The following is a 13,786-nucleotide window of genomic DNA, read 5'->3' on the forward strand; positions in this document are numbered from 1 at the left end:
GTGGCGGCCGGGCGCCCCGTGCCTGGTGGGCGGTGCGATGCCGCGCGCCGCACCGCCCACCAGGGGTCCTTCGGCCGAGGGGCCCGTCGACCGAGGATCCCTCGGCCGACGGGCCCGTCAGCAGCGAACAGGCAGTGATAGCGAACAGGCAGCGATCAGGCAGCCTTGTACGCCGCCGTCAGCTTCGCCACCGCCTGCCCGTACCGCCCGGTCAGCAGCAGGTGGTCGGCGTCGGCGAAGGGCTTCGCGCTCGCCGCGGTGATCGTCTGCCCCATCTTCTGCTGGACGAGCAGCCGCGCCTTGGTGACGATCGCGCGCCCGGCCGTCCCGGACCCGGCCTTCTCGGCCACCGCGGCCGCGACGGCGAGGGCCTTCAGGGCACTGGTCCCACCGCCCGGCACGGAGGTCAGCGTGGTCAGACCCCATCCGTACGGGAACTGCGGATCGTACGAGGAGTCGCCGACGTTGATCGGCAGCTGGGCCTCCGACTTCGGCCAGGTGAGCGGGAGCTGACCGGTGAAGGCCCGCTTCCCGTAGAGCACGTCCGCGACGCCGTCGCCCTCGGTGCCCGGCAGCCAGGACGCGACCAGCGCGTCGATGTCGCCGAGCTGGTCGCCGACGAGCTGCGGCCGTCCGGACACGACGAGCACCGCGCACTTCATGGCGCCGCACACCTTGTCGACGGCGGCCCGGTCGGCGGCGGAGAACACCAGGTCGTTGCCGTTGCCGACATCGCCGACGCCCTCGGCGTACGGGGTCTCGCCGACGACCACGACCCCCACGTCATGGCCGTCCGTCGGCGCCGAGGCGTCCTTGGAGTACGTGACCTCGCCCCCGGCCGCCTTCCGCATGCCCTCCAGGATCGTCGTCCCGTCCGTGATCTTCCCGGAGGAGCCCTGCCAGGTGATCGTCCAGCCGCCGGCCTGGTTGCCGATGTCGTCGGCGTTGGACCCGGCGACGTACACCTTCTGCGACTTCTTCAGCGGCAGCACCCCGCCCGCGTTCTTCAGCAGGACCTGGGACTCGGCGGCCACCTCGCGGGCCACGGCCCGGTGCTTCGCCGAGCCGATCTCCGAGGCCCCGCTCGTGTCGGCGTACGGCTTCTCGAAGAGCCCGAGCCTGAACTTCTGCGTGAGGATGCGGGACACGGCGTCGTCGATCCGCTTTTCGGAGACCCGGCCGGCGGTCACCTCGTCCGACAGTGTCCTGTGGAAGTCCTTGTACGCGTACGGGACCATGATCATGTCGAGGCCCGCGTTGACGGACGTCCGGACGTCGCTCGCGTAGTCGCCGGGGATCTGGTCGATGGCCTGCCAGTCGCTGATCACGAAGCCGTCGAAGCCCATGCGGTCCTTGAGCACGCCGTTGATCATCGCGGCGTCCGCGTGCATCTTCACCGGGCCCTCGGAGTCGCCGAGGATGTCGAGCGAGGAGTACGACGGCATGACCGTGCCGACGCCCCGGTCCACCGCGTCCTGGTAGGGCGCGAGGTGAACGGCTTCCAGCTCCTGCCGGGTGACCTTGGTGATGCCCTGGTCGATGGTGTACGTGCCGGTCGTGGACGAGCCGTACTCCGTGCCGCCGTCGGCGACGAAGTGCTTGGCCGTGGCCAGAACCTTGTCGTTCCTCTTCAAGTCCTTGCCGCTGGGCGCCCCTTGGAGGCCCTGGATGACGGTCTCCATGGACTCGACGAGCGCCGGGTCCTCGCCGAACGACTCGTAGGTCCGCCCCCAGCGCTCGTCGCGCGTCACGCACAGGCAGGGCGCGAAGTCCCACGGGATGCCGGTGGCCCGGACCTCGGCGGCAGTCACCTTGCCCGCCTCGTAGACGAGTTGGGGATCACGGGAGGCACCGATGCCGATGTTGTGCGGCATGATCGTGGCGCCGACGAGGTTGTTGTGGCCGTGCACCGCGTCCACGCCGTAGATGAGCGGGATCTGGAACCTGGTTGCCTGCGCCCGGAGTTGGAAGCCGTCGATCATCTTCGCCCAGGCCTCGGGCGTGTTCGGTGTCGGCGTGGAACCGCCGCCGGAGAGCAGCGAGCCGAGGTCGTACGCGGCGATGTCACCCGGCGTGGTGAGCGCGCCGCGCTCGGCCTGCGTCATCTGGCCGGCCTTCTCCGCGAGGGACATCCGGGAGAGCAGATCGGCGACCCGCTTCTTCACCGGCAACTTCGGGTCCAGGTACGGGAGTCCGTGGGCGTCGATCACGACCTGCGGGTTCTCGGCGGGCGCCTTGGCACCGGTGACCGTCAGCTTCAGCGGTACGGTCTCGGCGTTCTCGTCCGCCTTGTCGCGGAGGGTCGGCACCGTGACGGTCCGGGAGGTGCCGGAGGCCGTGCCCGCCGGGAAGGTCAGCTCGCCCTGGACCGGGGTGTAGTCCTTGCCGGACTCTCCGGTGCCGCCGGCCGTCTCGTACGCGACGGTGACGGGCTCCTCGATCGGGGCTGAGCCGGTGGTGGCGACCGTGATCCTCACGGCGGCCGAGCGGCCCTCCTTGACGGGGTACACGGCGGCGTCGGTGACGACGTTGGCCCGCAGGGCCTGGTCGGCCTTGCCGTACAACTCCACGCCGTCCATGGCGAACTGGTCCTGGAGACCGACCGGGAGCGTGAGCGCGTAGCCCCACATCTCGGTGAGGCCGAGGATGTGGTCGATGCCTCCGACGGGCTGGTAGTCCGTGCGGTAGGTGAAGTCCGTGAAGGGGATCTCCAGCTGTTTCCAGCCGGTCCAGTCGTCGGTGAAGGAGGTCGTCCACAGCTCGGAGGCCTCGCCGTTGGCGCCGCCGTCCTTCAGCTCGAAGTTGACCTTCTTGCCGTTGTTCCGGCCCTCCCACCAGAAGCGGATGCCCCGGTGGGCCGACCAGTCGTGGGCCGGTTTGTCGAAGGCGAAGTCGTGAGTGAAGCCGCCGTAGCCGCTGATGTCGTACGTACCGGAGAGGACCTTCTCGCCCTGCGGCGCGTCGCCGCGGGCGGCGAGCTCCAGCGTGGGCGGGTCGTCCGTGTCGCTGCCCCAGGTGAAGATGCCCTCGGCGGGCGGGTTCGCGAACGGGATCTCGCCCTCGAAGTTGTCGACGGGCACGGGGGCGGGATCGTCCGCTCCGGAGGCGGGGCCGGCCACGGCGAACGGGAGCAGCCCGGTCAGTAGGGCGGCGGAGACGAGCAGGGCGGTTCTTCGCATGGACCTTCCCTCGGCTCTGGTGCGGCTGTTATGACTTGACCTCTCATGACTTACCTCACGGCGTGAGTTAACTGAGGCCCCGTCTGGCCGTCAAGACTTCACGTCAGAAGCGGTACACACCCAAATCCCGGCCGGATCAGGGCCGTTGCCCCTTCAGAAACTGAACGCGCACCCCCTTGACGCCCGTTCGAAGCCGTCATTAACTCACGCCTCGCACGCCCACATCCCCCACCTCCAGAAGGGCGGCGCACCATGAGCATCCCCAGAAGACCCCTCCGGGTGGCCCGGCTCCTCCTCGCCGGGCTGCTCACCACCGCGGGGCTGACCGCCGTCGGTGCCTCGCCCGCGCAGGCCGCGGGCGAGCAGGTCACGGCCTGGCTCACCACGACGGACGACACCGGCGGCCGGCACGTCGTGCGGGGGTTGCAGGCGCAGACCCCCTTCGCGTTCCAGGCCGACAGCGGCGGCAGCGGCGAGAACATCTCCGTGGACGAGAACACGCGCTACCAGTCCTTCTCCGGCGGTGGCGCGTCCTTCACGGACACCGCGGCCTGGCTGATGGACGGCAGCGGCGCCCTGACCCAGGCGACCCGCGACGCGACGATGCGCAAGCTGTTCTCCCCCACCGAGGGCATCGGGCTCTCCCTGCTCCGCAACCCGATGGGCGGCTCCGACCTGGCCCGCTTCGGCTACACGTACGACGACATGCCGGCCGGACAGACCGACCCGGACCTCTCCGAGTTCTCGATCGCCCACGACCTCCAGGACGTGCTGCCGCTCACCAGGCAGGCCAGACAGCTCAATCCGTCCCTCACGCTGATGGCGTCGCCGTGGACCGCGCCCGCCTGGATGAAGGACAACGGGCAGCTCAACGGCGGCTGGCTGAAGGCCGAGAACTACGGGGCGTACGCGAACTACTTCGTGAAGTACCTCCAGGCGTGGCGCGACCAGGGCGTCCCCGTCGACTACGTCACCGCCCAGAACGAGCCGACCTGTTGCGCCGGCTACCCCTCCATGAGCTGGAACGGCTCGGGCCTCGCGTACTTCACCAAGAGCGAGCTGCTGCCCAAGCTCCAGGGCGCCGGCCTGTCCACGAAGGTGCTGGCGCACGACTGGAACTGGGACACGTACGACGCGTACGCCGCCCAGACCGTCGACGACGCGGCGGTGCGCTCGCACCCGAACTTCGGCGGCATCGCCTGGCACGGCTACGGCGGCGACGTGGCCAAGCAGACCACCGTGCACAACCAGTATCCGCAGCTGGACGCCTTCGGCACCGAGCACTCGGGCGGCACCTGGATCGCCAACCAGCAGCGCGAGGACATGCTCAACATCATCGACTACACCCGTAACTGGGCGAAGTCGGTGACCAAGTGGTCGCTGGCCGTGGACCAGAACCGCGGCCCGCACAACGGCGGCTGCGGCACCTGCGACGGTCTGATCACCGTGCACAACGGTGACTCCCGGCACGGCCAGGTCGACTACACCGTCGAGTACTACACGATGGGCCACCTGACGAAGTTCGTACGTCCCGGAGCCCAGCGCATCGCCTCCACGGCGAGCTCGTCCGTGCCGAACGTGGCCTGGCGGAACCCGGACGGTTCGAAGGCGCTGATCGCCTACAACGACGCGAGCGCGGCGAAGACCGTGACGATCAACTGGGGCTCGCAGCACGCTACTTACTCGCTCCCCGGCAAGACGTCGGCGACCTTCACCTGGTCCGGCACCCAGTCGGGCGGCGGCGATCAGTCGGGCGCGTTCGTGGGGCTCGCGGGCAAGTGCCTGGACGTGGCGGGCGGTTCGTCGGCCAACGGCACGGCGGTGCAGCTCTACGACTGCAACGGCTCCACCGCCCAGAACTGGACGGTCGCCGCGGACGGTTCCGTCCGGGCCCTGGGGAAGTGCCTCGACGTCACCGGTGCGTCCGTCTCCGACGGGGCGAAGGTCCAGCTCTACGACTGCAACGGCTCGGGCGCGCAACGCTGGTCGTACAACGCCTCGACCGGTGACGTCGTCAACACGGGCGCGAACAAGTGCCTGGACGTGAGCGACAACTCGTCGGCGAACGGGGCGCGGGGGCAGATCTGGAGCTGCACGGGGGCTGCCAATCAGAAGTGGCAGCTGCGGTAGGGAGGCCGCGGACCTTTTTCGCCCCCGCCGCCCCTACCCATTCCCGTCCCTTACTCAGGGGCTCCGCCCCCGAACCCCCGCTCCTCAAACGCCGGAGAGGCTGAAGAATTCGCAGCCCGGGCCGACACCTTCAGCCCGTCCGGCGTTTGAGGACGAGGCCGTTCAGGCCGAAGCGGGGGTCTGGGGGCGCAGCCCCCAGGGGACGGGACGGGTAGGGGCGGCGGGGGCGAGAAAAGGCCTGTTGGTCTATTCCGCCGGTTCCACGCCCGCGCGCAGCAAGCCGTACGTGTACGCGTCCTCAAGGGCCTGCCACGACGCCGCGATCACGTTCTCCGCGACCCCCACCGTCGACCACTCACCCGTGCCGTCGGAGGTGGAGATGAGGACCCGCGTCGTGGACTGGGTGCCGTGCTTGCCCTCCAGGATGCGGACCTTGTAGTCGACGAGCTCCAGCTTGGCGAGCTGGGGGTAGATCTTCTCCAGGGCCACGCGCAGGGCACGGTCGAGGGCGTTGACCGGACCGTTGCCCTCGGCCGTGGCGACGATGCGCTCGCCCTTGGCGAAGAGCTTGACCGTGGCCTCGTTGGCGTGGCTGCCGTCGGGGCGGTCCTCGACGATGGCGCGCCAGGACTCGACCTCGAAGTACTTGCGGGCCTTGCCCTCGACCTCCTCCCGGAGCATGAGCTCGAAGGAGGCGTCCGCGGCCTCGTACGTGTAGCCCTTGAGCTCGCGCGCCTTGACCCGCTCGACGACCCGGCCGATCAGCTCGCGGTCGCCGCCCAGGTCGACGCCGAGTTCCTTGCCCTTGAGCTCGATCGAGGCGCGGCCGGCCATGTCGGAGACGAGCATCCGCATGGTGTTGCCGACCTGCTCGGGGTCGATGTGCTGGTACAGGGCCGGGTCGACCTTGATGGCCGACGCGTGCAGGCCGCCCTTGTGGGCGAAGGCCGAGACACCGACGTACGGCTGGTGCGTGGACGGCGTCAGGTTCACGACCTCGGCGATCGCGTGCGAGATGCGGGTCATCTCGGAGAGCGCGCCCTCGGGGAGGACCTTCTTGCCGTACTTGAGCTCAAGGGCGGCGACCACGGGGAACAGGTTGGAGTTGCCGACGCGCTCGCCGTAGCCGTTCGCCGTGCACTGGACGTGGGTCGCGCCCGCGTCGACGGCGGCGAGGGTGTTGGCGACGGCGCAGCCGGTGTCGTCCTGGGCGTGGATGCCGAGGCGCGCGCCGGTGTCGGCGAGGACGGTGGCGACGACGGCCTGGACCTGGGCGGGCAGCATGCCGCCGTTGGTGTCGCAGAGCACCACCACGTCGGCGCCGGCCTCCGAGGCGGCCCGCACGACGGCCTTCGCGTACTGCGGGTTCGCGCGGTAGCCGTCGAAGAAGTGCTCGCAGTCGACGAAGACGCGCCGGTCCTGGGAGCGGAGGTAGGAGACGGTGTCGCGGACCATCTCCAGGTTCTCTTCGAGGGTCGTGCGCAGCGCCAGCTCGACATGCCGGTCGTGGGACTTGGCGACGAGCGTGACGACGGGCGCGCCGGACGCGACCAGCGCCTTGACCTGCGGGTCCTCGCTCGCCTTGCCGCCCGCCCGGCGCGTGGCGCCGAAGGCGACGAGCTGGGCGTGCCTGAAGTCGATCTCCTGCTGGGCGCGGGCGAAGAACTCGGTGTCGCGCGGGTTGGCCCCCGGCCAGCCGCCCTCGATGAAGCCCACCCCGAAGTCGTCCAGGTGCCGTGCGATGGCCAGCTTGTCCGCGACGGTGAGGTTGATGCCCTCTCGCTGCGCACCGTCGCGCAGCGTCGTGTCGAAGACGTGGAAGGCGTCGTCGACTCGGGAGGGGCCGCGACGGGAGGAGTCGCGATTCTCGTCGGTTGCGTCCGTCATCTCTTGAGGCTCCTGTATCGGATTCGGTCTACCGGAATGACCGGCTCCACCGTCCATGGTCTCTCGCGCTCCGGTCCCGGCTGAAGGTGGGCCAGGAAACAGAAAAACCTCTCGCGGGTGCGAGAGGTCTGCGCGCGGGTCAGGACGACGGTGGCCGCCCGTACGTGGTCGTACGGTGCGGTCACTGCGGACCGGCGCGCCTGCTGCCAATAATCGTGGCGAACGAGAGCACGGAGGCAGTCTGGCACATACCGCCCCCGTGCTCACCGTCCGTCTCAGGATGCGAGCACTCGGTTGATCACCGCAGGTGGCGTACGAACGCGTCGTCGCCCTCGTTGGTGTCGCCGGCCGGGATCAGCCCCGGGTCGGCGGACAGGAAGGCGATGCGGCGGGCGCCGTCGGCGATCCGGCCCGGGAGGACCTCGGCCGTGGCCGTGCCGCCGGTGGTGTCGGGCGTGACCAGGGCGGTGGTGCCCTTCTTCAGGTCCCGCACGTAGACGGGCCACTCCTTGCCGTACTGGGAGCCGGGCTCCTCCACCTCCGACATGAACGTGACATAGCGGCCGTCGGGGCTCACCGCGGCGTTGCGTGTGTAGACCTCGCCGGAGCCGCCCTGGGTGCCGTGGATGCGCCGGTTGGTGCCGGTGGCGATGTCGTGCACGAACACGTTCCAGCTGGCGTCGTTGTCGTCGGGCACCAGGTGGGTGTCCCGGGACTCGAAGACGACCGTGCGGCCGTCACCGCTGATGGACGGCTTCAGGGACTCCTTCTCGGTCGCCGAGCCGTCGTGGGAGCGGTCGACCTGGGTGTGCTTGTCGGTGGTGCGGTCGTACAGCCAGACGTCGCCCCAGTCGTCGCCGCGCGGGCCGTTCCTGAAGTTGTACTGGTAGACGACGCGGCGGCCGTCGTCGCTGACCGTCGGCTCGAAGGCGTTGCGCGGCTCCCAGGTCGGGCGGGGGTGACTGATCCGCTCGGTGGTGCCCGCGATCCGGTCGCGCAGGAAGACCACGCTGGTGCCCTCGGCGGTCTCGTCGAGCGTGTAGACGGCGTAGCGGCCGTCGGGGCTGACGGAGAACGCGCGGGGCGGCCCGGTGAATCCCTCGGGGATCTCGATGCCGAACGTCTTCTCCCCTCCCGGCGTGACCAGGTCGTTCAGCCGCACCTCGTCGCCGTAGGCGTAGACGATCCGGCCGTCGTCGAGGACCGCCAGCAGGTCCCCGAACCCCGCGAAGCGGATCTTTCCGGTCTGCAGGTCACGCCGGTACATGCCGCCGTGCTGGACAACCGGGTCCACGTCCTCGGCATCCGTGGTGAAGGCGGCGTAGCGGCCGTTGCGGCTGATGACGGCCTTGTGCGTGACGCCGTTGCCCGCCTTCCCCTCGGGCGTGACGCTGATGGGCTCGGTGTGCGGAGCTCTGGGCGCGGAGTTCGCCGTGGTCGCCGGCAGTGCCATCGTGGCGGCGACCACGGCGGCGGCGAGTGCGGTACGTGTGCGGGCGTGCATGAGCTGTTCCCCCTGTGTCGGTTCGGTCAGTTCAGGCGGCGGACGAAGCCGTCGGAGGTGCCGTTGGTGTCGTCCGGGACGAGCTGGGCGGAGTGGCTGCTGAGGCCGATGCGCCGGGCTCCCGGGCCGACCGAGCTGACCGTCACGTCGTTGTCCGTCACGGGCCCGCCGGTGTACCGGCCGTCGGCGCTGATGCTCGACGTGCCGTCGGCCTGCGTGCCGTCCGAACCGACGCTGACCCGTTCGACGGCGCCCGTACGTTGGTCGCGCACGAAGACGTCCGACGAGGCGTTGGTGTCGCCCGGCACCAGATTGGACGCGTCCGCGCTGAAGAGCGCGAAGCGGCCGTCCGCGCTGAACTCCGGTCCGTACGACCTGTCGTTGCCCTGCTCCCCCGTCGCGGACAGTGTGATCCGCTCGGTCCCCGGCTTCGGTGCCGGGGCCTGTGTCGCGGCCGCTGACATCGTTGCCGTGGTCGCCAGCATCGCCCCCGCGATCACCGCGACGGACGCCCCACGCATGGCTCTGCCCATGCCTGCTTCCCCCTGTTTCCCCGTTGGCGCTGTTCCCCCGGCCCTGCGCCGAGGGCTCATTCGATGCAAACGCACCGGCGGGCACGGGTCAATCCGCCGAATTGAGTACAACCTGGACGGGCCCTCAGGCGTCCGAGCGCGCCAGTGCCTCGTCCAGGAACTCCCGTACGTGGTCGAGGATCTGGCCCCGGTCGGTGCCTCGCAGCCCGATGGCCACGTGGATGGAGAAGCCGTCCAGCAGGGCCCTCAACCGGGACGCGAAACGGTCCGGGTCCACTGGGCGGAACTCCCCGCGCGACACCCCCTCCGCCAGGAGCGCCACCAGGTCGCGGTGCCAGGCGCCCTCGATCGCGGCCTGTCGCTCGCGGGCGTCCTCGTCGGCGTTCTGCGAGCGGTTCCAGACCTCCAGCCAGAGGGTCCAGTGCGGGTCGCGGTGGCCGTCGGGCACGTACAGGTCGACGTACGCGTCGAGGCGCTCGCGCGCCGGAGCCACCCGCGCGAGCAGCCGGCCGCGCTCCGCGCCGAGCCGCCCCTCGCTCCACTCCAGGGTGCGCAGCAACAGCTCGTCCTTGGAGTGGAAGTAGTAGAGGAGATGGCCGCTGCTCATGCCGACCTCGCGGCCGAGCGCCGCCATGGTGAGCTTCTCCAGACCGCTTTCGGCGATCATGTCCATCGCCACGGCGAGGACGTCCTCGCGGGGCGGGGCGGTGTTGCGCCGACGGGTCGTCACGCGACGGCCCGGGCGGCCTCGACGGCCTCGACGGCCTCGACGGCACGATCGGTCGGCCGGTGGTCGCAGGCGGCACACGACAGTACGTTCACCCGTACGTTCTACCTGACCGCGGCCGCTCTCAGTCCCTCGGCTGCTGTTGCGTGATGCAGTGGATGCCGCCGCCGCCCGCGAAGATCGCCCGCGCGTCCACCAGCGTGACCGTCCGGTCGGGGAACAGCCGCCGGAAGATCCCGGCCGCGATCTCGTCGCGCGGGTCGTCGAAGCCGCAGAGCACGACTCCGCCGTTGCAGAGGTAGTGGTTGATGTAGGAGTAGTCGGCCCAGTGGCCGTCCGCCTCCAGGACGGTCGGGGCCGGGACCTCGACGACCTCGATCCGGCGGCCCCGGGCGTCGGTCTGTGCCCTGAGCAGCCCGATGATCTCCTTCGACACCTCGTGGTCGGGGTGCGCCGGGTCCGGCTGGGAGTGCGCGACGACGACTCCGGGCCGGGTGAAGGCGGCGACGATGTCGACATGGCCGAGCGTCCCGTATCCGTGCGGGGGATAGTCGCCGGTCAGCCCGCGCGGCAGCCAGATTGCCCTGCGGGTGCCGAGGTGGGCGTGGATCTCCGCCTCCACCTGTTCCCTCGTCCAGTCCGGGTTGCGCTCGGGGCCGAGCTGCACGGTCTCGGTGAGCAGCACCGTGCCGTCGCCGTCCACGTGGATCGCGCCGCCCTCATTGACGAGCTTCGAGGTGTACGTCCGTGCCCCGGCCAGGTCCGACACGTACGCCGCGATCTTGGCGTCGTGTTCCCAGCGGGCCCACTCCTGGGCGCCCCAGCCGTTGAACACCCAGTCCACGGCGGCGAGTTCGCCCTTTCCGTCGGTGAGGAAGGTGGGGCCGATGTCGCGCATCCAGGCGTCGTCGAGTTCCCGCTCGACGATGTCGATGTCCGGACCGAGGAGCCCCCGGGCCGCCGCGGACTGCCCCGGACCGCACACCACGGTCACCGGTTCGAAGCGCCGGACCGTACGGGCCACCGCCGCCCACGCCGCACGCGACCCGGCGAGGTCGTCCGGGTCGTCGAAGGTGTGGTTGGGGCCCGGCCATGCCATCCAGGTGCGCTCGTGCGGGGTCCACTCGGCGGGCATCCGGAAGCCGTCGGCGGCAGGCTTGTTCATCGGGGTCCTCATCGGGTTTCTCACAGGAAGTACAGGCGGTTGAGGGAGACCGAGTCGGCCGGCTCGGAGCGCAGCGGTTCGCCGTCGAGGGTGACCAGGCCGGTGCGCTGGTCCACATCGACCGTCCCGGTACGGGAGTTGAGGCGCAGGTCCGCGGGGCCGATACCGCGGGTGCCGCGAACCGCGACGCGGCGGCGGCGTGTTGGCATGCCGTCGTTGCCCTGGTCGAGCGCGGCCCGTGCCACGAAGGCGACGGAGAGGTCCGCGGGTGTGGTGCCGTGTGCCCCGAACTGCGGTCCGAGGACCAGGGGTTCGCAGGTGTCGGTCGCCGCGTTCGGGTCGCCCACGACTCCGTACGCCGGGAAGCCGGACTTGAGCACGAGCTGCGGTTTCGCGCCGAAGAACTCGGGGCGCCACAGCACGATGTCGGCGAGCTTGCCGGTCTCGATGGAGCCGACCTCGTGGGCGAGGCCGTGCGCGATGGCGGGGTTGATGGTGAGCTTGGCGATGTAGCGCAGGACGCGCGCGTTGTCATCGCCCGAGTCGGCCGAGCCGCCCGAGCCGCGGGAACCGCCCGGCCCGCCGGAGCCGGCCGAGCCTCCCGAACCCCCGGAGTGGCCCCCGTCCAGCGGCCCCAGCTCCGCCTTCATCTTCCCGGCCATCGCGAACGTCCGACGCACGGTCTCCCCCGCGCGCCCCATCCCCTGCGCGTCCGACGAGGTGATGCCGATCGCGCCGAGGTCGTGCAGGACGTCCTCGGCGCCCATCGTCCCGGCCCGTATCCGGTCGCGGGCCATCGCCGCGTCGCCGGGCAGGTCGGTCTTGAGGTCATGGACGGAGACGATCATCCCGTAGTGCTCGGCGACCGCGTCCCGGCCGAAGGGCAGGGTGGGGTTGGTGGAGGAGCCGATGACGTTCGGAACTCCCGCCATCTTCAAGACGTTCGGCACGTGCCCGCCGCCGCAGCCCTCGATGTGGAAGGCGTGGATGGTCCGGCCTTCGAGGACGCGCAGGGTGTCCTCGACGGACAGGCACTCGTTCAACCCGTCGCTGTGCAGGGCGACCTGGACGTCGTGCTCCTCGGCGACTCGAAGGGCCGTGTCGAGCGCGCGGGTGTGGGCGCCCATGTCCTCGTGGACCTTGAAGCCGGACGCCCCGCCCTCGGCCAGGGCCTCGACGAGCGGCGCCTCGTGGGAGGACGAACCCCGGCCCAGGAAGCCGATGTTGACCGGCCATGCGTCGAAGGCGTTGAACGCGTGCCTCAGTGCCCAGGGCGAGTTGACGCCGACGCCCCACACCGGCCCGAACTCCTGGCCGACGATCGTCGTCACGCCGGACGCGAGCGAGGCCTCCATGACGCGCGGCGACAGCAGGTGGACGTGTGTGTCGACGGCTCCGGCGGTGGCGATCAGCCCTTCCCCGGAGACGATGGACGTACCCGTGCCGACCACGACATCGACGCCGTCGAGGGTGTTGGGGTTCCCGGCCCGGCCGATGGAACAGATCCGCCCCTCGCGGATGCCGATGGAGACCTTCCGGATCCCCTGCGCCGCGTCGATCACCACCACGTTGCTGATGACGACGTCACAGGTCTCGCGGACGGCGGCGGCCTTGAGGTGCAGCCCGTCGCGTGCCGTCTTGCCGAACCCGGCGAGGAACTCGTCGCCGTACTTCTGGGCGTCGGACTCGACGCGGATCGTGAGCCCCGAGTCACCGAGGCGGACGCGGTCGCCGGCCCGGGGGCCGTGGGTGGCGGCGTACTCGTACGGATTCATCGTGTCGCTCCCTGCCCCTGCCCCTGCCCCTGCCCCTGCCCCTGCCCCTGCCCCTGCCCCTGCTGAGATTCGCCCCCGGGAGCCGCGGCTCCCAGATATCCGCAGGCGGCAGCCCTGTGCAGGGCCTCCTCCTTCGCGCCCGGCGCGTCCAGCGGGCCGTCCACGAGCCCGGCGAACCCGATCGCGATCCGCTCGCCCCCGACGGGTACGAGCCCGACCTCCACGCGCTCGCCCGGCCCGAACCGCACCGACGACCCGGCGTGCACGGCGAGCCGCATTCCGTAGGCGTCCGCGCGCGGGAAGTCGAGCCGCGGGTTGGCCTCGAAGAAGTGGAAGTGGGAGGTGACGGAGACGGGCACGGTGGCGGTGTTGGTGACCGCGAGCCGCACGACCGCCTCGGGCTCGGGCTCGGCGTGCACGGGCCCGGGCAGCAACGCGCCCGGGGCCCGGTCCCCCAGGCCGCCGCCGATGGGGTCCGCCACGACCGCGAGCCGCGAGCCGTCGTCGAAGACGGCCTCGACATGCACCTCGGTCACGACGTCGGCGACACCCGGCAGCACGTCGTCCGGCCCGAGCACCGCCCGGGCCGCCTCGATGGCCTCGGCGAGCCGTCGCCCGTCGCGCGCGGCCTCGCAGACGGTGTCCGCTATGAGGGCGGTCGCCTCCGGCACGTTGAGCCTGAGACCGCGCGCCCGGCGGGCGCGGGCCAGCTCGGCGGCCCCGAACAGGAGCAGCCGGTCACGTTCCGTGGGGGTCAGTCTCACGCCGCGACACCTCCTTGCGTCACACGATTTAGAGCATCACTCTAACCATGAGCTTCATGGAACGGAACCATTGACGGACGAATACGAACCCGGCACATTGAACGTCGCTCTAAAGTGTGGGG

At 70.6% G+C, this 13,786-nt stretch carries 9 protein-coding genes; 1 reads left to right on the forward strand and 8 read right to left on the reverse strand.

Going from position 1 to position 13,786, the window contains the following annotated elements; all coding sequences use genetic code 11:
- Positions 1-155: 155 nt before the first annotated feature.
- Entirely contained in the window at positions 156-3,179 is a 3,024-nt protein-coding gene (locus ACZ5VQ_RS34400; protein WP_469108366.1) for a glycoside hydrolase family 3 protein, read from the reverse strand.
- Positions 3,180-3,431: 252 nt separating this feature from the next.
- Between ACZ5VQ_RS34400 and ACZ5VQ_RS34405 the strand changes: the two genes are divergently transcribed.
- Positions 3,432-5,309 carry a ricin-type beta-trefoil lectin domain protein gene (locus tag ACZ5VQ_RS34405; protein ID WP_469108367.1) on the forward strand — a complete coding sequence of 626 codons (1,878 nt, stop codon included), beginning with the start codon at positions 3,432-3,434 and terminating at the stop codon, positions 5,307-5,309.
- A 246-nt stretch (positions 5,310-5,555) separates the two neighbouring features.
- Here the strand turns inward: ACZ5VQ_RS34405 and cimA are convergent, their stop codons facing one another.
- The 7 genes from cimA to ureA form a co-directional block, all read right to left on the reverse strand.
- Positions 5,556-7,196 (reverse strand): citramalate synthase, encoded by a 1,641-nt coding sequence (gene cimA / locus ACZ5VQ_RS34410; protein ID WP_362075544.1) that lies wholly within the window; start codon positions 7,194-7,196, stop codon positions 5,556-5,558.
- 298 nt (positions 7,197-7,494) lie between these two features.
- Positions 7,495-8,700, reverse strand: coding sequence for a hypothetical protein (locus ACZ5VQ_RS34415; protein ID WP_469108368.1), 1,206 nt, complete (start codon positions 8,698-8,700; stop codon positions 7,495-7,497).
- A 26-nt stretch (positions 8,701-8,726) separates the two neighbouring features.
- A complete protein-coding gene (locus ACZ5VQ_RS34420; protein ID WP_469108369.1) occupies positions 8,727-9,233 on the reverse strand; it encodes a hypothetical protein in 507 nt (168 codons plus the stop codon).
- Positions 9,234-9,357: 124 nt separating this feature from the next.
- Complete coding sequence (locus tag ACZ5VQ_RS34425) at positions 9,358-9,906, reverse strand: TetR/AcrR family transcriptional regulator (protein WP_469108450.1); 549 nt, start codon at positions 9,904-9,906, stop codon at positions 9,358-9,360.
- A gap of 178 nt (positions 9,907-10,084) precedes the next feature.
- Complete coding sequence (locus ACZ5VQ_RS34430; protein ID WP_469108370.1) at positions 10,085-11,125, reverse strand: agmatine deiminase family protein; 1,041 nt, start codon at positions 11,123-11,125, stop codon at positions 10,085-10,087.
- A 20-nt stretch (positions 11,126-11,145) separates the two neighbouring features.
- Positions 11,146-12,900 (reverse strand): urease subunit alpha, encoded by a 1,755-nt coding sequence (locus ACZ5VQ_RS34435; RefSeq protein ID WP_469108371.1) that lies wholly within the window; start codon positions 12,898-12,900, stop codon positions 11,146-11,148.
- A complete protein-coding gene (gene ureA / locus ACZ5VQ_RS34440) occupies positions 12,897-13,664 on the reverse strand; it encodes an urease subunit gamma (protein WP_469108372.1) in 768 nt (255 codons plus the stop codon). Before ureA ends, ACZ5VQ_RS34435 begins: the two co-directional genes overlap by 4 nt.
- Positions 13,665-13,786 lie beyond the last annotated feature (122 nt).

Source organism: Streptomyces sp. NPDC033178 (genome assembly GCF_055577685.1).

Bases quoted from the DNA above. Each gene is read 5' to 3' on its own strand.
- ACZ5VQ_RS34400 (WP_469108366.1), bottom strand. From the start codon at position 3,179: ATGCGAAGAACCGCCCTGCTCGTCTCCGCCGCCCTACTGACCGGGCTG.
- ACZ5VQ_RS34405 (WP_469108367.1), top strand. From the start codon at position 3,432: ATGAGCATCCCCAGAAGACCCCTCCGGGTGGCCCGGCTCCTCCTCGCC.
- cimA (WP_362075544.1), bottom strand. From the start codon at position 7,196: ATGACGGACGCAACCGACGAGAATCGCGACTCCTCCCGTCGCGGCCCC.
- ACZ5VQ_RS34415 (WP_469108368.1), bottom strand. From the start codon at position 8,700: ATGCACGCCCGCACACGTACCGCACTCGCCGCCGCCGTGGTCGCCGCC.
- ACZ5VQ_RS34420 (WP_469108369.1), bottom strand. From the start codon at position 9,233: ATGGGCAGAGCCATGCGTGGGGCGTCCGTCGCGGTGATCGCGGGGGCG.
- ACZ5VQ_RS34425 (WP_469108450.1), bottom strand. From the start codon at position 9,906: ATGGACATGATCGCCGAAAGCGGTCTGGAGAAGCTCACCATGGCGGCG.
- ACZ5VQ_RS34430 (WP_469108370.1), bottom strand. From the start codon at position 11,125: ATGAACAAGCCTGCCGCCGACGGCTTCCGGATGCCCGCCGAGTGGACC.
- ACZ5VQ_RS34435 (WP_469108371.1), bottom strand. From the start codon at position 12,900: ATGAATCCGTACGAGTACGCCGCCACCCACGGCCCCCGGGCCGGCGAC.